Source organism: Cryobacterium serini (genome assembly GCF_004404025.1).
Lineage (GTDB): Bacteria > Actinomycetota > Actinomycetes > Actinomycetales > Microbacteriaceae > Cryobacterium > Cryobacterium serini.
Genome location: NZ_SOHN01000018.1, coordinates 1 through 22,046, shown reverse-complemented (window position 1 = coordinate 22,046; position 22,046 = coordinate 1). Strand labels below are relative to the sequence as shown.

Sequence of the window (22,046 nt, the reverse complement as noted above, 5' to 3'; positions counted from 1 at the left end):
AATGAGCACTGTGCGAACTACTGACGCCGAACCACCCGTCGATGCGGCGCGCCCGGCTCGATCCCAAGCGCTGCTGGATGCCGTCACCAACTCTGTCGTCATCGCCGACGGCGCCATGGGCACCATGCTCCAGGAACACAACCCCACCCTCGACGACTACCAACAGCTTGAGGGCTGCAACGAGATTCTCAACGTGAGCCGCCCCGATATCATCGCGGCCATTCACGACGTCTACCTCGAAACCGGCATCGACGCCATCGAGACCAACACCTTCGGTGCGAACTGGTCGAACCTCTCGGACTACGGGATCGAAGATCGCATCGAGGAGCTCGCCAGGCTCGGCGCCGAGATTGCCCGCGCCAGCGCCGAAAAATTCGAAGGCCGCGACGGCCGCGTGCGCTGGGTGCTCGGCTCGATGGGCCCCGGCACCAAGCTGCCGAGCCTCGGTCACACCACCTACGCCAACCTCAAGGCCACGTTTGCCGAGCAGGCGCTCGGCTTGATCCGCGGCGGCGCTGACGCGTTCCTCATTGAAACCTCGCAAGACCTGCTGCAGACCAAGAGCGCGGTGAACGGATGCAAGCAGGCCATTGTCGAGACCGGCATCCGCTTGCCCATTTTTGTCGAGGTGACCGTGGAGACCACCGGAACCATGCTGATGGGCAGCGAGATCGGCGCGGCGCTGACCGCGCTCGAGCCGCTCGGAATCGATGCGATCGGCCTGAACTGTGCGACCGGACCGACCGAGATGAGTGAGCACCTGCGCCACCTCTCCAAGTTTTCGCGCGTGCCCGTCATCTGTATGCCCAACGCCGGCCTGCCGCAGCTGACCAAGACCGGCGCAAGCTATCCACTGACCCCCGACCAGTTGGCCACGGCGCACGAACAGTTCGTGAAGGAATTCGGGTTGGGACTGGTCGGCGGATGCTGCGGCACGACTCCCGCACACATGACCGCTGTGGTCGAACGGTTGCGTGGTGTCGCGGCGAAACCCCGCACGCTCGACCAGGACCCGGGTGTCGCAAGCCTGTACCAGCACGTCAGTTTCGATCAGGACAGCGCCTTTCTCGCCATTGGGGAGCGCACCAATGCCAATGGCTCGCGTGCTTTTCGCGATGCCATGCTCGCTGAAAACTGGGACGAGTGCGTTGACATCGCCCGCAGTCAGGTGCGTGACGGGGCCCACCTGCTCGACGTCTGCATCGACTATGTCGGTCGCGATGGCGTCGCCGACATGAAGCAGGTCGTCTCCCGACTAGCCAGCGCCTCGACCCTGCCACTCGTCGTCGATTCCACCGAACCGGCCGTGCTGCAGGCCGGAATGGAACTCATCGGTGGTCGCCCGGTCGTGAACTCGGTCAACTTCGAAGACGGCGAAGGCCCCACATCGAGGTTCGGCCGCATCATGCCGCTCGTCAAGGAGCACGGCGCCGCCGTGATCGCCCTGACCATCGACGAAGAGGGCCAGGCCCGTACCGCCGAACACAAGGTGCGCATCGCCACCCGTCTGGTGGACACCCTCGTGAACGGGTGGGGAATGCGGGTCGAGGACATCATCGTCGACGCATTGACTTTTCCCATCGCGACCGGCCAGGAAGAAACCCGCCGCGACGGCATCGAGACCATCGAGGCGATTCGGCAGATCAAGGCGAAGTACCCCGGTATCCACACCACGCTCGGCGTCTCGAACGTGTCGTTCGGACTCAACCCCGCCGCGCGATCGGTGCTGAACTCGGTCTTCCTGCACGAGGCCACCGAGGCCGGCCTCGACTCGGCCATCGTGAACTCGGCCAAGATCGTGCCGCTCGCCTCTGTACCCGACGACCGCCGCAAGGTGGCGCTCGACCTGGTCTGGGACCGCCGCGAATACGACGCCGATGGCGCCCTCACCTACGACCCACTCGTGGCCCTGCTCGACCTGTTCGCCGGCGTTGACTCCGCCGCCCTGAAAGACGAGCGGGCCGCCGAACTCGCCGCCCTTCCGGTGGGCGAACGCCTGGAACGCCGCATCATCGACGGCGAGGCCAAGGGCCTCGAGGCCGACCTCGACCTTGCCAGAGCCGGGGGGTTGAGCGCCCTCGATATCGTCAACGTGCACCTGCTCGTTGGCATGCAGGTCGTCGGCGCCCGCTTCGGCAGCGGCGAGATGCAGCTGCCGTTCGTGCTGCAATCAGCGGAGGTCATGAAAGCCGCCGTGGCACTGCTCGAACCGCACATGGAGAAATCCGAAGCGGCCGGCAAGGGCACGATCGTGCTCGGCACCGTGCGCGGCGACGTGCACGACATTGGCAAGAACCTCGTCGACATCATCCTCACCAACAACGGTTACGACGTGATCAACATCGGTATCAAACAATCGATAGCCGAATTCATTCGGGTCGCCGAGGAGAACAACGCCGACGTCATCGGTATGAGCGGGCTGCTCGTGAAGTCCACCGTGGTGATGAAAGAGAACCTGCTCGAGCTTGAGTCGCGCGGCTTTGCCGACAAATGGCCGATTCTGCTCGGCGGCGCAGCCCTCACCCGTTCCTACGTCGAGGACGACCTCGACAGCGTCTTCGCTGGGCAGGTGCGCTACGCCCGCGATGCCTTCGAGGGCCTCGCCCTGATGGAACCGCTCGTGGCCATCGCCCGCGGCGCTGACCCTCTGTCGGTTGGCTTGCCACCGCTGAAGAAACGCATTCACAAGAAGAGCCTGCTCACCCTCACCGAACCCGAAGAGATGCCCGGGCGTTCCGAGGTCGCGAGCAATAACCCGATTCCGGTGCCGCCGTTCTGGGGCACCCGCATCGTCAAGGGTGTTGCCCTCGCCGATTTCTCGGCCTTTCTCGACGAACGGGCCACCTTTATGGGGCAGTGGGGGCTCAAGCCCAGCCGCGCCGAAGACGGCGCAAGCTACCAGGAACTGGTCGACACCGTCGGTCGGCCGCGCCTGCGCTACTGGCTCGACCGCATCCTGGGCGAGGGCATGCTCGATGCCTCCGTCGCCTACGGCTACTTTCCAGTCGTTGCCGAGGGCGATGACATGATCGTGCTGCACCATGGCGACGACCCCACCGGTATGGTTGGCCGGGCCGGACTGCTCGCGCCCGACGGCGGTTCCGGCGGCGAGCTCGGCACTGACCGACTGCGCTTCAACTTTCCCCGGCAGCGCCGAGACAAACACCTGTGCCTGGCCGACTTCGTGCGCGGGCGCCGGAATTTGCAAACGGGGGAGCCAGGCCAAACGGATGTCGTCGCCCTCCAGCTGGTCACCGCCGGCTCGCACGTCGACGAGGTCACGGCCAAAATGTTTGCCGCGAACCAGTATCGCGACTACATGGAACTCAACGGGCTCACCATGCAGCTGACCGAGGCCCTCGCCGAGTACTGGCACTCGCGCATCCGCTCGGAATTCGGCGTGGGCGGCGAAGACCCCGCCGACATCGCCGGCATGTTCAAGCTTGAGTATCGTGGAGCCCGGTTCTCGCTGGGCTATCCGGCCTGCCCCGAGATGGAGGACCGCCGCAAGGTAGTCGAGCTTTTGAAACCAGAGCGCATGGGCGTCGTACTGTCGGAGGAGCTGCAGCTGCATCCGGAGCAGTCGACCGACGCGTTCGTGTTCCACCACCCGGAGGCGAAGTACTTCTCGGTTTAGTTTAACGGCGGCGAGTTGAATGGCACGGCGTTGCCCGAGATCGCTTGACGGCTTAACCGCGCACTCGTCGAAGCAGTCAAGAGCGAATCAACGACTGCGCGGATGCAAACGCGTCATCCTGCGCACCTTCACTGCTGTTCTATCTCCCGAGGAACACTCCGTTCACGAAGATGATCGCCGGAAATGTCGCGGTGAAAGCCCAAAAGAATGTGTCGAGGCCAATCAGTACGGCTGTTCCGAGATGGAGCATGGCCCCGGCAAAAAGGAACGCTACCAATAGGCCAGGGGGAGCCACGAGGGCCACGGGAAAAATGATCTCCACGACGATAACTGACCATCCGACGAAGCCTCCAAGCCAAGGCCGTCTGCGAAGTACGGCTGCGGCCGTGGAGTGTCCATAAGTAGCGGTGTTGAGAATGCTTTGCAGCGCTGATCCTTGACGCCACTGTGCGTTGGATATCTTCGATATTCCCGCCGCGAAATATGCCAACAAGGCCTGCGCCGCGATGAAATACAAACCCACGGCTTGAAAAGGACTCGACGTCGGGAGTAAAAAGGTGAATGCCAAGCCCGCCAGGATGATGAACGATATTTGATTGGAGCCATCTTTACCATAGCGAATTTGATAGGCCAGGAAAAGGCTTGATAGCAAAATGACCGTTGCGTAACTGGCGTAGAGCAGGTTGCTTTGAAACGGAATAATTAGTGTTATGGAACAGACGATTCGGGCAATCACGACAATACGCAGCCACACCGAGCCGCTGTGTCCGACCATCCATCCACGTGACGTACCGTGTGACCCAGCGAGGACCTGTCTGCTATTCCAGTCGAACAGACCGCTCGAGACGAATTCTTTCAAACTGAAAAGCAGTTGCAAAGAACCTTGAAGAATTCCTATGCCCACGATGATGGCGGTGATTCTTGCGGCGCTTTCGATTGTCAACATGGCTTATGACACCGGGTGAGTCAGCGAATAAAAACGAACGAGTGGCACAGAAGCTTCGCTAGGACCGCGTGTTTCAACCAAGGCAAATTGGTAGAACGCCTGAGACGATAAGGAACCTCCGAGTCGCTTGCGCGCAACGTCAAGCAAGATTATGTATGGCGCAGTGAACTGAAGCCGCTCTGCAGAGCAGTTGATACTGGAAAGTGCCAGGAGCTGAAACAATTCGATCATGCCCTCTCGGTAGCGCTTTCGAGGGTTCCAGAGGAAAAAAAAAATTCCTCTCGGGGATAGATTCAACTCCAACCATGGACTGACGCTCGTTTCAGCGCCGCGACTGCGATAAACAAAGTGATAGTTACTTGCGCCGGGATCTGGCGTAAAAAATGACCATTTTGGTATGAGAGTGAAACGGTCAAATCGTGTAGTTAGCCGGCTGAGCGGATTATTTTTCTGAAATGCGATCGACAGTAAAAACCAGATAGAGAAAACGACGATTCCAATAACGCCGAATATGGAGCTTGCAACATCAATCATCATGTCTTCTTCCTCAGATCGAATCGGTCGGCGAACGGTTTATAACGGAAGCGACTTGACGAACGAACTTGTGGCGGGATTAGTCATCGATTCGGGTAGCACGCAGCTGTTGATGATTTGAGAATACGAAGCAGAGTTCGGGTCATTTCGATCGGGCGGCACTGACGTCCGCGTGGTAGGCCCGAAGTACCTCCAACGTCTGTGCCGATCGGTGCTCGACGGGAACTTTTGCAAGCTCTTCGCTCATGCCCTCTGTGTCGCAACGGATAGCCGAGCCGCCGTCCGTGACCACCCAGTCGTCATGGGGGGCGACCGGGGTGATGAGGCTGTCGAGGGATGAGAGTTCGAGATCGGTGAGGCTGATAGCCATGTGCGTTCCGTCTTTCGGGCTCGGAGTCGTGTCGACGCGCCCTCACTGTGAATTCAGGATGACCGGCGGCCGCTCATAATCAAGCGCGCCGGTCCACAGAAAGGCGAGCCGTATCGGTTCAACTACCAATGTTTATTCTGAGAATCCAGTTTCGTCAACCATAAAAAAATAAAAAGTTTCACAGACAGATCAGCTCGGTAGGGGAAGCCCCCGCAGCGATGTGTTCGGGGGTAGCGGAGCATCAACCCGCCATCCTGTCAGTGCGATTATCTCCTGACGGCAGGAAGCCCGCGACAAGACATTCGGAATTCGTCAAGGAGGATGAGGCAGTGAGAGTTTAAGCGGCGAGTTCGAGTCCTTCATTACTGCACCGTCGAACGCGATTGCTGGACCCACGGCTTGAGCTCAACCTCTGCCCTCGGACCGGCTTGACGCACCGTCGTCCCGGCGGGGTTTGCCCGAACGGGTCCGCGGCCGCTCGGTCAACTGCGTAGGGAAATCTTCGTTCGCCGCAGAGCCGCGAGCACGGCCGGGCCGACTAAGGCGATACCGACCACGGTCGTGATGGCGCGTACCGTATCCCAGGTGAGGGTCGACGTGACGAGTGAGTAGAGCGCGAACGAGGCGAGGTTCTGGCCGGGATCGGCGCTGGCTTCGTAGGAAATGCCGGTGCCGCTGCCCACGACGAAAGGCCAGAACCAGAGGTTCATAATGAGACCGAACAGGTAGGACGCGACCACGCCGTAGGCGGCGAGCAGGGCGATTTCGAGGTTGGCGCGCATCCGCTGGCCCGAAGACTCTCGCCGAGCAGCGTTCTGCCAGCGTGGGAGCAGCCCGGCGCCGGCAGCGACCCAGCCGCACGCGAACATCTGGAACGGGGTCCACGGGCCAAAGCCGCCCCAGAGCGCCGAGGAGACCGCGATGGTGAGCAGGCCGAGCAGAAAACCGAAGCGCGCGCCGTAGACGCGTCCGGCCAAGATGAGCAGCACGAATACCGCCTCGACCCCGCCGGCGCCTGCGCCGGCGATGCGCACCGCGGCACCGACGGCCGAGAGTACTCCGAGCAGCGCGACAGTTTGCGCCGTGTACATCTCGCGGTCGAGGGTGAGCGCGAGGGCCACGATTAGCGCCGGGATGAGCGCGAACGCCACGATCGGAACGGCGACCTGCGCGTCTGCCGGCACGGCCCCGACGAAGAACGGCCACGCGAACGCGGCGACGGCGAGCAGGCTGCCGGCACCGAGGATCCACTTCGTCCAGCGGATGCTGCGGCGCGGCCGTGCCTGATCTGCGCGTTCGCGGGGGCGGTCGCTGAATGCGATCCCTGCGTTGGGGGCACTCTGGGCATCTGGAGCCTCGTCGGCGAAAGTACCGACGACGTCGTCGTCGCTGACGTTGCCGGCCGCTGTTGCGTTCGCGCGGGTCGTGGTTGATTCGTCGGTCATGAAAGCACCTCGATCGGGGCGGCGAGCCGCCCGGCCTGCATGCGCAGGTTGCGCGTGGCCAGGTCCTGCGCAAAGTCGTCGTCGTGGGTGGCGAAGATGACCGCTGAGGCTGCACCGGCAGCCGTGAGCAGCGCCGCACTCACGAGCGCGCGCGCAACCTGATCGAGGCCGCGAGTGGGTTCGTCGACGAGGAGTAGGGCGGGCCGGGCGGCGAGCTGAATGGCCATAACGAGGCAGAGCCGTTCGCCGGCGGAGAGGTCGCGCGGGTGGCGCTGCAACAGCGGCGCGGCATCCGTTGGGGCATTGAAGCCGAGCAGATGGGCAAAAAGAGCTGCGGTGCTGCGTTCGGTATCGGTAGCGGCGGGAAGAGCGCGCCTAAAATTCGGTTCGCGCAGCGTTCGATCAGCGCGGCGACATTCCTCGGCCACGGTGATCGCAAACAGCAGGTCGTCGAAGTTCTCGGGCACGAGCGCCACGGTCTGCCGGCGCGTTCGCCGCTTGAGGGATCGAACATCTTGCCCGGCGACGATGACGGTGTCGGCAGCTGTTGGCAGCGCGATCGCCCGCAGCAGGCTGGTCTTGCCGGCGCCGTTGCTGCCGCGCAGGGCCACGAGCTCGCCCGCCTGCACCTCGACGGACACGTCGTTGACGACCAGATTGGTTTTGTGCCGAACACTCAGCCGACGGATGCTCGCGAGCGGCACCGCAGGCACAGCGCCGATATCCCGCATAGCGCCCTGCGCCGCCGTTGCGATGCCTGGACCGCTCCCGGAAGATGGCAGTGCGCTGCCCCACGAATCGGCGGGCGAATCAGCGGGGAGCTGGTGCAGCCGGCTGCCTCGAATCTGGAGCCAGGCATCCGCTATCGAAGCGAACTCCTTCGTGTTGTGTTCGGCGATGACGACGCAGACGTCGGCCTCGTGGGCGAGCTGGCCAAGCACGGTGCAGACCCGATCCCGGGCGGCTGTATCGAGGTCGGCAAGCGGCTCGTCGACGAGCAACAAGATGGGGTGATTCACGATGGCCGCCGCGATTGCGACGAGGCTGGCCTCGCCCGCTGAGAGCCGCTCGATCGGTCGGTCGACCAAGTGTTCGATTTTCAGCCGAGCGGCGACCTCGAGAATGCGGGCGTGCACGATGGACGGGGCGACGCTGCTCACGGCCAGGGCGAAGCCGATCTCGTCGTGCACGGTTTCCGCCGTGAAGCCGAGCCGAACGTTTTGCGCTACGAGTCCGACGAAACCGGCCGTGTCACGCGGGGGAGTCGAGGCCCGATCGGCGCCGACAATGTCGATCCGCCCGTTTTGGGTTCCGTCGTAGAAGTGTTGGAACAGCCCGCTCATGCTGTGCAGCAGGCTGGTCTTGCCTGACCCGGTCGCGCCGACGATAACGGTGAGAGTGCCGGGCTTGAGGGTAACGTTGAGCTCGTCGAGGTGCCAGCTTGTCTTGTCAGGCGCAGCACCGAAGTTCAATCCGACATCCCGGAGCACCACCGGTGCCTCGCACACGCCGGTTGCGACGCGGGTCGCCGCGAATCCGCGGGTTTCCATCGAAGCGGCCAACGCGAGCGCGCGCTCGATTGTCTGCTCGAAAATGGGCACGAGCAACGACGCGATCGATCGTTCTCCGCGCAGGGAGCGGGCGACGCACACGCGGCGCACGGATTCCAGCAACGCCGGAAAGGTCGCCCAGGCGATGACGAGCGAACGGGAGATGGCGCGCAGCGGGCCGCGACCGGCACCGCGCGCGAACAGGGATTGCACGTTGATGACCGCGTTCAGCAGGCCGAAGAAAACGATGATGGCGGCGACCGGCAGTGCGCTGAGCGCGGCATTGCCGAGACCGACCAAGGTGATCGGGCCCAGCAGCGAGATGTGGCTGAACGGCCCGTCGAGTCGGAGCCGGGGAAGCTCCAGGAGCACCGGGCCGGTGCCTGCGCCGACGCCACCGAAGACCACGCGGTAGACGACCCGCAGCGAAACGAAGCCCACCGCGAGCACGATTGCCGCGAGAAGCGGGGCGAGGCGCAGGCGAAACACTAGCTGCCGGGCGTCGGCGTTTCAGTGCCGGTCGTGTAGACGAGTCCCACTGACTGGCCGGGTTCGACCTCGAGTGTGCCGATGCCCTCCTGGGCGTAGGCCCAGTCGGCGTCGGGAGTAGCCTTCACCCAGAGCGCCCAGTAAGCGTAAGCCGGTGGCATCGAGGCGCAGGATTCGCTGAAGGATTCCTGGCCCTCGACCACGACGGTTTCGTCGGCGGCCGGGCGGTCGTTGACGCGGCAGACGATGGCGTCGCCGTATTCCACGCTGCCCTCGGTCGTGGTGCCCGTCGTTGCGAGGGTCTCGCTCGCAGCGATGGCCTTGGTTGCGTCGACGCACTCGGTGATCGTGGCGGCGTCAAGCGTTCCGAAGTCCACGACGACGGCGACGCCGGCGCAGTCGGCCGAGGAAGCTTTAGCGGTCGCGGCAGGTGAGACCGACGAGCCGGAATCAGCGGAAGCGCATCCGCTCAGTGCAGCGAGCAGAACGAGCGCGCCCAGCGCAATCGAGGTGCGGGCACCCGTGCTGCGGGAGAAAATGGGCGCGGAGAAAATTGGCGCGGTGAGGTTCATGAATTTAGAGTACCTAGCGTTAGAGAATGCCGGCGACTCGGTCGAGCCCCCCGCGGAGGTCGAGCAAAAGATCGTCGAGCGCTTCGATGCCCACCGACAGGCGCAACATTCCGGCGGTGATGCCGAGGCGTGCGTTGAGATCGGGGGCAAACGAGGCGTGGGTGGTGGTGAGCGGATGCAGCACCATCGAGCGCGTGTCTCCGATACCGGTCATCCGGCTGAACACGCGCAGGCCGTTCGTGAACGCGCGAGCGCCCTCGGTCCCGCCCTTGACGGTGACAGCAAACACCGATCCGGTACGACCCTTGTAGTAGCGCTCGGCGATCTCGTACAGTGGGCTGCTTGGCAGGCCGGCGTAATCGACGACCTCGACCTCGGGCTGCTCCTGAAGCCAGTGCGCTAGAGCGATCGAGTTGTCAACGTGGCGTTCCATGCGCAGCGACAGGGTTTCGATGCCCTGGTGCAGCAGAAATCCGTTGAACGGCGACAGCGACGGCCCGACATCGTTGACGACGGCTTCGCGCACGTATTGGGCGTAGGCGGCCGGGCCGAACCGGTCAAGCAACGAGGGCAGGCCGGGGCGCAACGAGTCGGTCAGCAGCGGGTAGCGGCGGGAGCTCGCCGCCCAATCGAAGGTGCCGCCGTCGACGATCGCGCCCGATACCCCGGCGCCGTGGCCGCTGAGAAACTTAGTGGTCGAATGCACGACGATGTCGGCGCCGTACTCGAACGGGCGAATGAGGTACGGCGTGGCCACGGTGTTGTCGACGACGAGCGGAATGCCGTGGCGGCGGGCGACGGCGGCGATGCGGGCAATGTCGACGACGTCGTTGCGCGGGTTGGGAATGGTTTCGGTGAAGATCGCTTTGGTCTCGGGCCGAATGACCGCGTCCCAGGCTTCGTCGGAGTCGGTGTCCCAGACATAGTCGACCTCGATGCCCATGCGCCGAAAGCTGCGGCCGAGCAGAATGCGGGTGCCGCCGTAGATGCTCGCGGTCGACACGATGTGCTCGCCCGCTTCGGCCAGGGCGAACAGGGCGGCGCTGATCGCGGCCTGCCCGCTCGACACGGCGACGCAGGCCGTGCCGCCCTCCAGTGACGCGAGGCGCTGTTCGGCGACCGCGTTGGTGGGGTTGCCCTGCCGGGAGTAAATGGGTTCGCGCGATCCTCCGTTGAACCGGGCAGCTCCGTCGTCGAAGGAATCGAAGACGTAGCCGGCACTCAGGGTGAGCGGCGGAATGCGTGCCCCGCGGTTTTCGTCAGCGTATTCTCCGACGTGCACCTGGCGGGTGTCGAAGCTGAAGCCGTCCCAGTCGGTGATCGGTGCGACCACCTCGGTGGCGTCAGAATTCAGTAGCGAAGCGGATGCTGGTGCGGGCGTGGCCATGGAACTTCCTGTTGCGTCGGTGTCGGTCTGGATCGGGGCGTCCGTTGTCGTCATGCGAGGTTCGCCGCCTTCGGAGAATCGGCATCGGCATCGGCATCGGCCCGCGCGACGAGCGCCGCGATACGGACGACGGCCTCGCGCAGGGTGTCGGGCGAGCAGGCCAGGTTGAGGCGGCCGAACCCCCGGCCGCCGAGGCCGAAAGATTCGCCGTTATTGAGGGCGACGCGGGCTTCGTCAAGAATGCGCTGGTAGGGGCAGTCCCCGAGGCCGAGGTGGCGCAGATCCAGCCAGGCCAGGTAGCTGGCGCGCGGCCGGTGGTAAATCACAGCGGGCAGGTATTCACGCAGTAGTTCGGCAAGCAGAAAATCGTTGGCGACAATTTGATCGATGGCATTGTCGAGCCAGTCAGTACAACCGAACGCGGCGATGTTCGCGTGCAGGCCCAGGATGCTGGTGCGACAGGCGACCTCTTCGGGCAGCCGGTTCAGAAGGTCATTGGTGGCGTCATCAGCGGCGATGACGAGCGCACACTTGAGCCCGGCCACATTCCAGCCCTTGCTCGCCGAGGTCACGGTGACTGCGCGGGCGCCGGCGGCCAGGGCCAGCGGGGCGAACGGCGTAAAAGTGACGCCCGGGTAGGTGAGCGGCGCATGGATCTCGTCGGAGATGACGAACACGTCGTACTGCGCGGCCAACTGGGCCAGCGCTTCGAGCGTCTCGCGGCGCCACACAATGCCGTGCGGGTTGTGCGGGTTGCAGAGCAGAAAAGCGTCAACGCCACCGGCAAAGCTGGTTTCGAGTGCGCCCAGGTCGAGCACCCAGCTGTCGCCCTGCTCGAGCAGGGGCGTTTCGATAACGGATGCAGCAGCCTCCTCCACGAGTTCGTAGAAGGGCGGGTAGACGGGCGGGGTGATCGCAACTCGGCCTCCGTGCGGAACGGCGAGGCGGAGGGCCTCAACGATGCCGACGCTCACGTCGGTCGCCAGGTGCACGTGGCTCGGGTCGACGGTCCAACCCCAGCGATTCAAAGCAAATGCGGCGAAGGCCGGAGCTAGCGGGCCCGGACCGTCAAGGTAGCCGGTGTCGGAAGCCTGAACCCGCTCCACGAGGGTGGCGACAATGGCCGGGGCGAGGGGATAGTCCATCTCGGCAACAAACAAGGGAAGTACGTCGGCGGGAAACCGAGTCCACTTGATGCTGCTGCGCTCGCGCCGGATATTCTCCAGCGGTGCGACCTTGATGACTGACATGATGACAGCTTGTTCCTGCCGTCGAGAATTAGCGAACAGGCACGTAAACATTCGACACATGAGCGGATGCCGCCGTGACGACCACGCCTCCACCGGGCCGGGCATTACGCCCTCCTCGTGGTCACCGGAGAATTGGGCGCCCATTTCCAAGTTTGTGACACGAGCGCAGAGATCGTCTTAAGTACAGTGCACGCAGCTCTCGCACATCCTGATCGCAGAGGCACCGGCGCGCTGGCTCGTCCAACTGTCCTATGGCGCCCTCGTGCTGCCAGCGGTGTCGGGTACGTCGTCATCAGCTTCAGCGGAGGATTCGGCGTGAATGCGGTTGAAAGCAGTAACTTTTCTCGGTAAAACCTCACGGTTTGTTGGCAGGACAGAACACGGTCGTAACACCGCAATGCCGGTGGGATTGCTGGGTTGATTTCTCGGCAACTAGATTGGCAGCCATCCGCTTCGCTCTCGCCCGGAGCAGGCGGCCTCGAACCCGAGCTTCGCGGATCTGGGTGTCGTCGTCGTTGGACTCGCTGCCAGTGTTCGGTACAACCCCCGCCAAACCTAAAACCAGAGAACTCCGCTCCCTGCGCCAACGTCAGCTGACCCCGTGATTAGCGGATTCCAGCGTCGTGATGGTGGTGCCGAGCACAGGGGACCTCGCCCGCTGCCACGCCCGGTTTCATCGAGCTAGGGTGTCCATGAACAGCACGAAGGCGCAGAGGATGACGCTCAAAATGACGAGCAACCAGTTGGTGGCGAACAGAAATAGCCGGATGCCGATAGAGGTCCGTGGCGTATCGGCGGACGCGGAGCCGGGTAACACGATGGGGTCATCCTGATACGAGTGTTGGAACTGAGCCCACAGGGGTGGGGCGATGAGCAGCACGACCGCCACCAGGAAGACCGGTAGCGCAGGAACGCTGAACACGATCCGGTCCGCTGACCACAGGGATAGCAGCACAAAAACCAGCGTAACTGCGAGCCCAACTGCCGCCCCCTCGACAAACGCCCTGACCTTCCCGTGCGAAACTATCCGCACGATGATGGTGGGCAGGAGTCGTGGCAGGAACGCAATAATTGCGAGCACTGCGATGGTAATCAGAAGCACCCCGAGCCCGACTGTCACGTCTGTCTGATGCGTCAGCGGAACCACCGTCTCTGTCACCGCCATCAGCCCGAGCAGGCCGAGACCGCTTCGCAGGGCGGCACCCCACACCCCTTTTGAGGCACCCGCGGTTGCCGGAAGGCCCAGGTCCGCGGCGTAATGACGTGCGCCACCGAAAGATTCCTCGGCCAGAGCCCCGGAGTCGACCAGAAACTCGCGTGCAGTCGCCACGGCGTCGCCGATCCTCGTGCCGTTGACGTCGAGCAGGCGCAGCTCAATGGTCAGGCCTTCCAGCCACTTCTCGTTCTCGGTGTCGCGGTCGTGTGCGTCGCGAATGTTGCTGGTCGTCATGATTTGTCCGTCCCCGTGGTTCGTGCGGTGCTGCCTGTGGGTGTGTTGTCGAGGTGGGCCAGGACCGTGCCCGTGAAGTCGCGCCAGTTAGCGGTCTGGGTTGCCAACTCGTCGCGTCCGGCATCTGTCAGCGATAGGTATTTGCGCTCGGGGCCGCCGGCGCCGACCCGCCACTCGACAGCGATCCAGCCCGCCGCTTCACAGCGGGTGAGCAACGGATACAGCGTGCCGCCCTTGATCGCGCCGAATCCGTTCGCTTCCAACGCGGCCGCGATAGCGTACCCGTAGGTCGGGCCGGCGGCGAGAGTGCGCAGCACGCACAGGCCAAGGGCGGCCCGCATCCAATCACTTGGCCACTGTTTGGCGCTCATAACATTCCCCTCCAAACGCTGAACTCATAACTACATAGTGTCACTAGTTAGTCAGGCTGTCTACTCACATCGCGGGTCGAGGCTTGCGCCGCGAGAGCGGTCGGGTCGTCGTGGCCCCAGTCGGAAAAGGTACCGCCACTGGACGAGATTAATTCGCTCTCCGAATCGAACTTGTGACTTGCCCATCAGATGCTTCGAACGTCCACGCATTGCCACCCCCGACGATCCTGATGCTGGAAGGGTCGTGCAGCGTTGTGACAACCGCCGTGTTCTCGTCAATGGCAACGACCCGATCAGCGAGACCATTGACGACTGCGGAAAGTGCCCGACCGAGGGTTCCTGCTTGGGCTGCGTGAACGTCGACCGTGAATGGGACCACGCCGAGGCCAGCCTTCAGCGTTATCTCCGCCAGCCCTTCCGACCATTCTTCGGTGCAGACTTCTGTTCCATTCATCGTGTACCCCCCAATCAAGGCCACCTTCGGTGCGATCATCGCGCCCGCCGAAAACCCGATGTAGGGGGCTCCTTGTACGATCGCACTTGCGATCGCATCGATCGAAGTCTGGAGAGCATTTAAATAGGCCGGTGTCGGGCCGCTTGCGACAAGGATCGCATCGACGTCATCGAAGCTGGCCGATTCCACCAGGCTGTCACGGCAGACCAACACTGGTCGGATTTCGCACGACATTCGGCTTTCGAGCGGTGCTGTGTAGGCCGGCAGGAAGTGCGTCGCACTTCCTCCCTCGTCAAAGATAACGAGGACGATTTTCGGAACTCGGTGTCTCGTCGCTCCTCGCTCAAGTACCTCGTCAACAAACTGGTCAAATATCTCGGAGGAAGTAACGGTGTCCGGGCCGCCTCCGACAAGGAAAATACTCATGGCTGCCAACTTATCGGTGGCGACAGATGCTGGGACGCAAACGAAGGACCCGCGACAGTTAGCTCGTCGTAGGTGTGGAATTCGACCGGAATCGGTGACCTGAATCGGCTTGGTCAGTGCCCATAAGCCGAACCCGGTACGGGACTCTAGGATTCGGCGCCGTTGCTGGCTGAGCTTGTGCAATTGAACCGCCTACTCATTGTCACAACGGAGACACGCAGAACCAGCAGGTCGCCCAGAGCGGCACCGTGGGTCCGTGCCTAAATCGGGTCCACGCCAGAGTCGAGAGCTAAAACCTGCGCTATGGCGCTGCAGGCATCTCAGTGTCCTCGACCGAAGCTATTCGTTTCGCCTCGGTGGCGATGGTCGCAAATGCCGCTCGCAGTGCTGACGGATTGATGACGGTCAAAGGTCTATCCATCAGGAGCAGCCAGCGTGCGATCGCATGGTAGCTGTCCGCGCCTGCGTGGACGATTGACGTGTGGGCTGTTTCCTCGGTGATGGTTCCCCAGGCGGCTGAGATCCAGTGGGCGACCTCAGCACAAGGAGCATGCACGCGCACGGTCGCGGTGACCTGCCGGACCGCGGCACCGACTCGGCCTGCCACATAAAGATCCAGGTCTTCTGCCGGCAGTTGTCGAGGGCGGCTTGAGGCCGAGGTGATGGTGGCATCCGCTAGGCGGTCAACGCGAAATATGCGCCAGTCGTTCGCTTCGAGGGAGAACGCCACGAGGTGCCACCGGTTCATCGTGCGCACCAGGTGGAGGGGTTCGAGGTATCTGTGCTTGCTCGTTCCTTCGTCGCCACGGCAGGTGACCTCGATTTGTCGACGGTCCCGGCAGGCTCGAGCAAGCAGCATGAGAGTGTTCGCGTTCACGGGCGCCGGGTCTGAGCCGATCTGGCTGCCGAGGTCGATGCGGCTGGAGTTCTGTGCCAGGGCGTCGACCGTGGAACGGAGTCGGGGCGGCATGACGCGATTGAGCTTGTCGAGGGCGCTGAGCGCCCCCGGCGCTGCAGTTCGATTGCCTGTCGCCGAGGCTTCCTGCAGCGCGAGGAGGGTGGCAATGGCTTCTTCGGCGTCGAACATCAGCGGAGGCAATGTTGCACCGGCTTCGAGCTGGTACCCACCACCAGTGCCATGAACGCTGGCCACCGGGTAGCCCAGATCACGGAGCCGGGCGACGTCGCGTCGAATAGTGCGGGCAGTTACCTCCAGCTCGACTGCTAACTCGGCAGCATTCCACTCACGGGTGCGTTGAAGCAGCGCCAACAATCTCAGCAGTCGTCCGGAGGTATCCCACATGACATCCATGTTCCACCCTGTTGCGGACAAGACCTGTCCGGTACTGCTTCTACGGTGGCAACTGCCCGGCAACCACCGGGCCGCATCCACCTGGAGAACTTCACATGCCCAACGCCACCGCGCTTGCCACCACCACCACCAGCGAAATCATCCTGAACCGGTACCGCACCGATCACACCGTCTCTCCCTCGCACTGCCTCACGATGCAGACGATCGAAGCCGTCCGTCTGCAGCCCGGTCAGGTTCGCGTGCAAAACCATTTCATTCAAATCACCGCCGTTATGGCCGATCTCATGACGCAGCATTCTGGCCTTCCAATGCTGCCCTATGCGCTGGGGGCGCCGCTCTGGGGCGGAGCCGTTGGAACGGTTATAGAATCAGCAGCCGACCTGCCGGTCGGATCTGTCGTGACTCACATGAGCGGATGGCGGGAAGAGACCGTTGCCGCCGCGGAAACGTTCTGGCCGGTACCGATCGAGGTGCTGCCGGGGGCGGAATACGTGCTGAATCAAGGTGTCACTGCCTATCACGGGATCGTCGACATCGCCCAGGTCCGGAAGGGCGACGTGGTTTTCGTCAGCGGGGCTGCGGGCGGCGTGGGTTCACTCGCCGGACAAATCGCCAAAGCCTTGGGCGCGAAGACCGTCATTGGGAGCGCTGGCTATGATGCCAAAGTCTCCTACCTGGTCGACGAGCTCGGCTTTGACGCCGCGATCAACTACCGCACGGGTTCGATCGCCCCCCGCTTGCAAGCACTGGCACCAGAAGGCATCGATGTCTTCTTCGACACGGTCGGTGGTGACCAATTTGAGGCGGCAGTTCAGGCCGCAGCTCCCGGCGCACGTTTCGCGCTGTGCGGGGCGTTGGCCGGTCAGATCGATGGCGGCGACGCCGGCAGTCCGCGTCTTGACATCATGACGGCCATCGTCAAACAACTTCAGATTCGCCCCTTCTCCACCGTCCACACCCCCGACCAGATCCAAGCCTGGAACCAGCACTACGGGCTCTGGCTCAGCGAAGGCAAAATCATCTTTCCGCACACCATCGTCAACGGCGGCCTCTCGGCCGCGCCAGCGGTCCTAGACGGACTACTCCGGGGGAAGTTTCGCGGTAACGTCATCGTTCGCCTCGACCGCGAGTGAAACAACACCGCGCTATCCTCGCCGTCTGCAGTATTGCGCAGCTCCTGGTCGTTCGCGATAGTTCAATCGTGACCGTCGCACTGCCTCAGCTGGCAGCAGAATTCGGCATCTGACGAGAAGACCTGCCCTGGGTCGTGAACGCGTTCGCTATCCCGATCGCCGGGCTGCTCCTCGTGTCGGGCTGCTTAGCCGATACTTTTGGCACGCGGCGGATCCTGCTGGTCGGAGTTGAGCTTTTTGCAGTGGCCAGTTTGGTCGGAGGGATGGCCCCAACGGCCGGCGTCCTGATTGCGGCGCGCGTGGCCCGGGGCGGCAGCCGGGACCGTCTGCGTCACGACCCTGACGCTGGGGTTCGCGTTGCTCCACTCAGAGTTCCTCGACGTCCCCGCGGCTGTCTGGTTCATCACAGCTGCGGCGAGCTTCCTACTGTTCGTCTTCATCGAGATCCGGACATCGCCGAATCCGCTGCTACCCCTTCGACGCTTGGCCGGGGAACGAGTGTGGCAGCTCCCCGTGGCGATGCTTCTCGTGGGTGGCGCGATGACTAGTACGTCCTATTTTCTGACCCTGAATTTTCAAGTGCATAGAGAGCTGATTGCTCTGCAAACAGGGTTGTCATTTCTGCCTTTGTCCGTTGGCATCCGCCCGGACGTCGCCCGCGCGGGCTACTCACGCGCCCGGCGCACCCTACGAATACGACTTGGTGAGTGGGAACAATGCGCACCACGATTCGTTAAGGCCTGGCCCGCGCGGGGAACCTTGTATGGGACGCCCTTATCGCGCTTCAAAGGGGCAGAACACACCACGTCGCAGTCGTGCTTGCCATTCGAATACCCCGTGAAGTTCTAGATTCCGAAACAGCGACATGGGGAGCGGGGACCTTGGACTGACCTGGGTCAAATAGTTAGGCTTGGACAAACAGGGATGGGGATGTACTGGGATGCACGTGATTGGCTTTGGCATTTCGTGCTCAATGGACCACGTGTCCGAGGACTCGCTCTCTTTTTCGCTTCAAGAATTTGTGTACCTTGACGATTCCTCGCAAGTTGCCTTTCGGAGTGATCGCGGGTTTGGAATAGGCTTTCGCCCTAAGGGCCGTCAGTGGCAGTTGGCTGAATCCGAGCTGCGGGATCACATCTCGATGGCTTTGCTGCCCGATGAGGGAATAGTCGAGGATGCTGGAGAGCGGCTTCCTTGGCATGAATATTGTGAACTTCTGGAACGAATCGGGATAAGCGCATCGATCGAGACCTTGAAGAGTAGTCCTCATGTTTTGCTTTTCTCTCCCGAAGTGCGGCGACTACTTGACATTGAGTAGTCGCGGGGACGATCGTCAGGTCAGAAGGACACAATCTGGAAAGCAACTACAAGCGTTCCAGTGATGAGTGGTGAACTGACGGCCGCCCTCGCGTCATCCGGCTGCTCAAAACTGCTCCGTAGACGCGCATCCGCGCTGAGGAACGCTCAACGGGCATTGTGAGTGCGGGTCCCGGGCCTACGGCCCATTGCGCTCCACGAGCGCGGCGCCGAGGCGCATGAGTTCCGAGCGCACGGATGCCGGCTCGAGAACGTCAATGTATTCACCCCATCCAGCGAGGCCACGTGCGAGCATGATTTCGGCCGGCGCACTGATTCGGACCCTGGCTCGATGGTCGTCGATCGCGGTGTCCTCCACTGCCAGCTCGCCGAACTGTTCACGCAGGAAGGGCAATATCGCGGTATTTGTGACCACAATCGTGGATGCGCTCTCGCGCTGCTGGTTCACGTCGCGTACGACGGTATCCCATGCCTCTGCGAGGTCGAAGTCGTCCGGGCGGTCGGCGGGATCTTTTGTGACAACTGCCCAGATGATCCGCTCGATGCGAAATGTTCGCTGGGCGCCATCCACGCCGCCCAGTAGGTACCACACCTCGTTTTTCTCGACCAGGCCCCACGGGTCGCAGAGTCTTTCGACCGGGTCGCGGTCCCAACCCCGGTAGCTCAGGCGTACTTTCCGGCGCTGTATGACAGCGGCCTGGAGTTCGGTCACGAGTGGTGGCTGTGCGCGGTGGGGCCGGCCCCACCGTGCGGGGTCAAGCACGACGGCCTCTGCCGCCGCTTCGGCATCCCTTCTAAAGCTGTCGGGAAGGGCGTGCACAAGCTTGCGGATCGCCGACTTGGCCTCTGGGACTAGGGACGCGGCTGGCCCGACCAGGAGGAAAAGCGCACGCGCCTCAGCCGATGTGAGCCCGCTCAGGTCGGTGCGAGCACCGCCGAGTAGTTGCCACCCACCGCCACGGCCGACCTGTGGGTATACGGGAATTCCCGCAGCTGACAGCGCTTCGAGATCACGCCTCGCCGTAGCGATGGATGTCTCAAACTCAGCAGCTACTTCCTTCGCTGTCACGCGTCCCCTCGCCTGCATCAGCAGGAGTGTGGCGACGAGGCGATCTGCGCGCATGAATCAATTGTCGCAAACAAAGTAGTCAGAAGGTGAGCACTTTACTGGTGGAAACTGGCATCACGTGAATCGGAAGGAAAATCTTATGTTGCGAGGCTTCGCTACCGTCAGCTATTTCGCCGCCGATCTGGAGGCGGCACGCAAGTGGTACAGCGAGCTGCTGGGTATCGACGCGTACTTTCAGGTGCCCGGCTATGTGGAGTTCAGGGTTGGCGACTACCAGCACGAGCTTGGAATCATTGACGCGTCGTACGCGCCGCCAGTACCAGACGCGCCGGCCGGGGAGATCATTCAATGGCACGTGGACGACCTGCCGGGGTCATTCGAGAAGCTGCTGTCGATGGGGGCGACCGAATACCAACCGCCGACTGACCGCAGTGAAGGATTTGTGACGGCATCCGTCGTCGATCCTTTCGGCAATATCCTGGGGATTATGTGTAACCCGCACTATCTCGAGGTGCTCAAGAAGGTTTCCGGGAAATGAGCGAAGCTGTCATGTCTCGGTCTGTCGCTGAGAAGATGGGAATTAAAGAGGGCGCGCTGGCCCACTTCGTGAACGCCCCTGCGTCGACCCTGAAGGCCATCGGGCTTCCGGAGTTGGAGGTCAGTGAGGATCTCGAGGGTGACTTCGACTACATCCATTTCTTCAGCGTGACTCAATCTGAGATGCACGACATCTTTCCAACACTGAAGCTCCATCTGAAGCCGTCGGGCATGTTGTGGCTCTCCTGGCCGAAGGCGCGGAAGCTGGGCTCAGGTCTCAGTCTGCCGAAGGTCATTGAGATCGGATACAGTCACGGTCTCGTCGAGAGCACATGCCTGCGCATTGACGACATGTGGGCAGGGCTGAAGTTCACGCACCCGAAGAACGGCAAGATCTACAACAACAGCTACGGATCCCTGCCCAATCTCTGAGCCGGGTGCGCTGTTCTGCCCTCGGGTGGCCATGATTAACGCGGCGCCCGTGCGCGTCATAACTCCATGATTGCGCCGCGCGATGCCTGTAACTTGGTTCGAATGCAATGGCCGTATGCCGAACCCCCTATGGAACGTGGGTGCTAGCGGGCCTACGCCTGTAGGCCGAGCCGTGCAATGACGCGGCTTTCCAGCATCCATCGGTTTTGGATTCATGGACCTCCTTGCGTCCGGGCGGTTGCACGCGGGAGAGGCATCTCGCTCCGTCGACCGCCACCACTCATTCCCAAGCGAGTGTGAACCACGCGATCGCGCCGATATACCCAACGAAAGTAACGAGCGCTAACCGGGTTGGCGTGCTGAACGGGTTGTGTCTGCTGAACCCGAAGAACGAGTTCGCGTTCAGGAGGTGCAGTAACAATCCCCCGCTGAGACCATCCCAGCCACGAAAACATTCCGGTGAGCTGCAGAATNGCTGCAGAATGATCGTCGCGAAGGTGACCAGGACGCCCACGCCTTGGAACAGATAAATGAACGCGTGCGTGATGGAATCACGGCGGGCTTGCTGCGCGCTCTTGCGAGCATCTAGCTTTTCCACCGCCTCACCGAAGTCGATACTCTCCACGCTCACAAATAGGTCTCTGACAGGGACCTCTAGCGCATTCGCAATCAGGGCGACCGTATCCAAACTGGCATCGTTACCCGCTTCCACCCGTTGGACCGTTCGCCCAGCGACCCCGCTCTCCGCAGCCAACCGCTACTGAGTCCAGCCGCGGGCCCGACGGAGTTCACCGATGTGTGTCTTGTTCATGCACTCAACATAGGAGACGACCCGGCCGCCACACCACGACACCACCACGACAATCCGACGACAACGTCAGACATGGTGGAACACGACCGAGTTCTGAGCGAGCACCGCCCACATGCGTGCCCGTATGCCGGACCTCCAACGCGACACGTTTGCGGCCAATCCACTCACCGGCGTTGCGGAAAGACGATGTGCCACTTGGCCACCCTTTACGGGGCGATGCTGCGAGTTTAAGAGTCTGCGGGCCCGTCATCCCAGACCAGGATGTCGCCGGGCTGACAATGCAGGACTCGGCATATTGCGTCGAGCGTGGAAAACCGGATAGCGCGAGCACGCCCGTTTTTGAGGACGGCAACGTTGGCTGGGGTGATGCCAATCGCCGCCGCGAAATCGCCGACGGACATGCCGCGTTCAACCAGCAGGCGGTCGATGTGGCCTTGACCCCGGAGAGTGGACACGGGTTAAGCGGCGAGTTGGATCTTTGCGGCCTGTGACGAGTATTGCAGCTCGAAGGCCACAGGCGTGACGTGCCCGATCGAGGAGTGGCGACGGCGACG

Annotated in this window: 19 protein-coding genes; 4 read left to right on the top strand and 15 right to left on the bottom strand. The window is 62.5% G+C overall.

From position 1 onward, the window contains the following. Position 1 precedes the first annotated feature (1 nt). Positions 2 to 3,637, top strand: coding sequence for a methionine synthase (gene metH, locus E3T51_RS14610; protein ID WP_134530500.1), 3,636 nt, complete (start codon positions 2 to 4; stop codon positions 3,635 to 3,637). A gap of 139 nt (positions 3,638 to 3,776) precedes the next feature. Here metH and E3T51_RS14605 read toward each other — a convergent pair whose 3' ends face one another. The 12 genes from E3T51_RS14605 to E3T51_RS14550 all read right to left on the bottom strand — a co-directional run bounded on the left by E3T51_RS14605 (position 3,777) and on the right by E3T51_RS14550 (position 16,193). Beyond that, positions 3,777 to 4,583, bottom strand: a complete 807-nt coding sequence (locus E3T51_RS14605; RefSeq protein WP_134530499.1) for a hypothetical protein — start codon at positions 4,581 to 4,583, stop codon at positions 3,777 to 3,779. Between the two features lie 3 nt (positions 4,584 to 4,586). Next, a complete protein-coding gene (locus tag E3T51_RS14600) occupies positions 4,587 to 5,120 on the bottom strand; it encodes a hypothetical protein (RefSeq protein ID WP_166806501.1) in 534 nt (177 codons plus the stop codon). Between the two features lie 139 nt (positions 5,121 to 5,259). Further along, positions 5,260 to 5,487: a hypothetical protein gene (locus E3T51_RS14595; protein ID WP_134530497.1), complete on the bottom strand. Its 228-nt coding sequence runs from the start codon at positions 5,485 to 5,487 to the stop codon at positions 5,260 to 5,262. Between the two features lie 482 nt (positions 5,488 to 5,969). After that, entirely contained in the window at positions 5,970 to 6,932 is a 963-nt protein-coding gene (locus tag E3T51_RS14590) for an ECF transporter S component (protein WP_134530496.1), read from the bottom strand. Next, positions 6,929 to 8,971, bottom strand: coding sequence for an ATP-binding cassette domain-containing protein (locus E3T51_RS14585; RefSeq protein WP_134530495.1), 2,043 nt, complete (start codon positions 8,969 to 8,971; stop codon positions 6,929 to 6,931). The genes E3T51_RS14590 and E3T51_RS14585 overlap by 4 nt, the downstream gene beginning before the upstream one ends. Further along, positions 8,971 to 9,543, bottom strand: a complete 573-nt coding sequence (locus tag E3T51_RS14580) for a hypothetical protein (RefSeq protein WP_134530494.1) — start codon at positions 9,541 to 9,543, stop codon at positions 8,971 to 8,973. Before E3T51_RS14580 ends, E3T51_RS14585 begins: the two co-directional genes overlap by 1 nt. A gap of 19 nt (positions 9,544 to 9,562) precedes the next feature. Further along, the gene (locus E3T51_RS14575; RefSeq protein WP_241989357.1) at positions 9,563 to 10,984 is read right to left on the bottom strand and encodes an O-acetylhomoserine aminocarboxypropyltransferase/cysteine synthase family protein; all 1,422 of its coding nucleotides are present in this window, start codon (positions 10,982 to 10,984) and stop codon (positions 9,563 to 9,565) included. Beyond that, positions 10,981 to 12,180, bottom strand: a complete 1,200-nt coding sequence (locus tag E3T51_RS14570; RefSeq protein ID WP_134530493.1) for a MalY/PatB family protein — start codon at positions 12,178 to 12,180, stop codon at positions 10,981 to 10,983. Before E3T51_RS14570 ends, E3T51_RS14575 begins: the two co-directional genes overlap by 4 nt. Positions 12,181 to 12,853: 673 nt before the next feature. Further along, positions 12,854 to 13,630, bottom strand: a complete 777-nt coding sequence (locus E3T51_RS14565) for a hypothetical protein (protein ID WP_134530492.1) — start codon at positions 13,628 to 13,630, stop codon at positions 12,854 to 12,856. Further along, complete coding sequence (locus tag E3T51_RS14560) at positions 13,627 to 14,001, bottom strand: PadR family transcriptional regulator (protein WP_134530491.1); 375 nt, start codon at positions 13,999 to 14,001, stop codon at positions 13,627 to 13,629. The genes E3T51_RS14565 and E3T51_RS14560 overlap by 4 nt, the downstream gene beginning before the upstream one ends. Before the next feature lie 148 nt (positions 14,002 to 14,149). Further along, entirely contained in the window at positions 14,150 to 14,881 is a 732-nt protein-coding gene (locus E3T51_RS14555; protein ID WP_134530490.1) for a Type 1 glutamine amidotransferase-like domain-containing protein, read from the bottom strand. 301 nt (positions 14,882 to 15,182) lie between these two features. Beyond that, positions 15,183 to 16,193, bottom strand: coding sequence for a helix-turn-helix transcriptional regulator (locus tag E3T51_RS14550; protein ID WP_134530489.1), 1,011 nt, complete (start codon positions 16,191 to 16,193; stop codon positions 15,183 to 15,185). Positions 16,194 to 16,288: 95 nt separating this feature from the next. Here E3T51_RS14550 and E3T51_RS14545 point away from each other — a divergent pair, with 95 nt between their 5' ends. Continuing rightward, entirely contained in the window at positions 16,289 to 17,326 is a 1,038-nt protein-coding gene (locus tag E3T51_RS14545) for an MDR family NADP-dependent oxidoreductase (protein WP_241989356.1), read from the top strand. A 1,495-nt stretch (positions 17,327 to 18,821) separates the two neighbouring features. Here the strand turns inward: E3T51_RS14545 and E3T51_RS14540 are convergent. After that, the gene (locus E3T51_RS14540; protein WP_134530488.1) at positions 18,822 to 19,766 is read right to left on the bottom strand and encodes a helix-turn-helix transcriptional regulator; all 945 of its coding nucleotides are present in this window, start codon (positions 19,764 to 19,766) and stop codon (positions 18,822 to 18,824) included. Between the two features lie 85 nt (positions 19,767 to 19,851). Between E3T51_RS14540 and E3T51_RS14535 the strand changes: the two genes are divergently transcribed. Both E3T51_RS14535 and E3T51_RS14530 read left to right on the top strand, forming a co-directional pair. Continuing rightward, entirely contained in the window at positions 19,852 to 20,250 is a 399-nt protein-coding gene (locus tag E3T51_RS14535; protein WP_134530487.1) for a VOC family protein, read from the top strand. Next, positions 20,247 to 20,681, top strand: coding sequence for a hypothetical protein (locus tag E3T51_RS14530; protein WP_241989355.1), 435 nt, complete (start codon positions 20,247 to 20,249; stop codon positions 20,679 to 20,681). The genes E3T51_RS14535 and E3T51_RS14530 overlap by 4 nt, the downstream gene beginning before the upstream one ends. Positions 20,682 to 20,961: 280 nt before the next feature. On the opposite strand, the gene E3T51_RS17435 is transcribed toward E3T51_RS14530, so the two are convergent. Together E3T51_RS17435 and E3T51_RS14520 are read right to left on the bottom strand one after the other, a co-directional pair. After that, the gene (locus tag E3T51_RS17435) at positions 20,962 to 21,435 is read right to left on the bottom strand and encodes a helix-turn-helix domain-containing protein (RefSeq protein WP_338145165.1); all 474 of its coding nucleotides are present in this window, start codon (positions 21,433 to 21,435) and stop codon (positions 20,962 to 20,964) included. Positions 21,436 to 21,719: 284 nt separating this feature from the next. Next, entirely contained in the window at positions 21,720 to 21,920 is a 201-nt protein-coding gene (locus E3T51_RS14520) for a helix-turn-helix domain-containing protein (RefSeq protein WP_255453250.1), read from the bottom strand. Positions 21,921 to 22,046: the final 126 nt, after the last annotated feature.

Bases quoted from the DNA above. Each gene is read 5' to 3' on its own strand.
- metH (WP_134530500.1), top strand. From the start codon at position 2: ATGAGCACTGTGCGAACTACTGACGCCGAACCACCCGTCGATGCGGCG.
- E3T51_RS14605 (WP_134530499.1), bottom strand. From the start codon at position 4,583: ATGTTGACAATCGAAAGCGCCGCAAGAATCACCGCCATCATCGTGGGC.
- E3T51_RS14600 (WP_166806501.1), bottom strand. From the start codon at position 5,120: ATGATGATTGATGTTGCAAGCTCCATATTCGGCGTTATTGGAATCGTC.
- E3T51_RS14595 (WP_134530497.1), bottom strand. From the start codon at position 5,487: ATGGCTATCAGCCTCACCGATCTCGAACTCTCATCCCTCGACAGCCTC.
- E3T51_RS14590 (WP_134530496.1), bottom strand. From the start codon at position 6,932: ATGACCGACGAATCAACCACGACCCGCGCGAACGCAACAGCGGCCGGC.
- E3T51_RS14580 (WP_134530494.1), bottom strand. From the start codon at position 9,543: ATGAACCTCACCGCGCCAATTTTCTCCGCGCCCATTTTCTCCCGCAGC.
- E3T51_RS14575 (WP_241989357.1), bottom strand. From the start codon at position 10,984: ATGACGACAACGGACGCCCCGATCCAGACCGACACCGACGCAACAGGA.
- E3T51_RS14570 (WP_134530493.1), bottom strand. From the start codon at position 12,180: ATGTCAGTCATCAAGGTCGCACCGCTGGAGAATATCCGGCGCGAGCGC.
- E3T51_RS14565 (WP_134530492.1), bottom strand. From the start codon at position 13,630: ATGACGACCAGCAACATTCGCGACGCACACGACCGCGACACCGAGAAC.
- E3T51_RS14560 (WP_134530491.1), bottom strand. From the start codon at position 14,001: ATGAGCGCCAAACAGTGGCCAAGTGATTGGATGCGGGCCGCCCTTGGC.
- E3T51_RS14555 (WP_134530490.1), bottom strand. From the start codon at position 14,881: ATGAGTATTTTCCTTGTCGGAGGCGGCCCGGACACCGTTACTTCCTCC.
- E3T51_RS14550 (WP_134530489.1), bottom strand. From the start codon at position 16,193: ATGGATGTCATGTGGGATACCTCCGGACGACTGCTGAGATTGTTGGCG.
- E3T51_RS14545 (WP_241989356.1), top strand. From the start codon at position 16,289: ATGCCCAACGCCACCGCGCTTGCCACCACCACCACCAGCGAAATCATC.
- E3T51_RS14540 (WP_134530488.1), bottom strand. From the start codon at position 19,766: ATGCGCGCAGATCGCCTCGTCGCCACACTCCTGCTGATGCAGGCGAGG.
- E3T51_RS14535 (WP_134530487.1), top strand. From the start codon at position 19,852: ATGTTGCGAGGCTTCGCTACCGTCAGCTATTTCGCCGCCGATCTGGAG.
- E3T51_RS14530 (WP_241989355.1), top strand. From the start codon at position 20,247: ATGAGCGAAGCTGTCATGTCTCGGTCTGTCGCTGAGAAGATGGGAATT.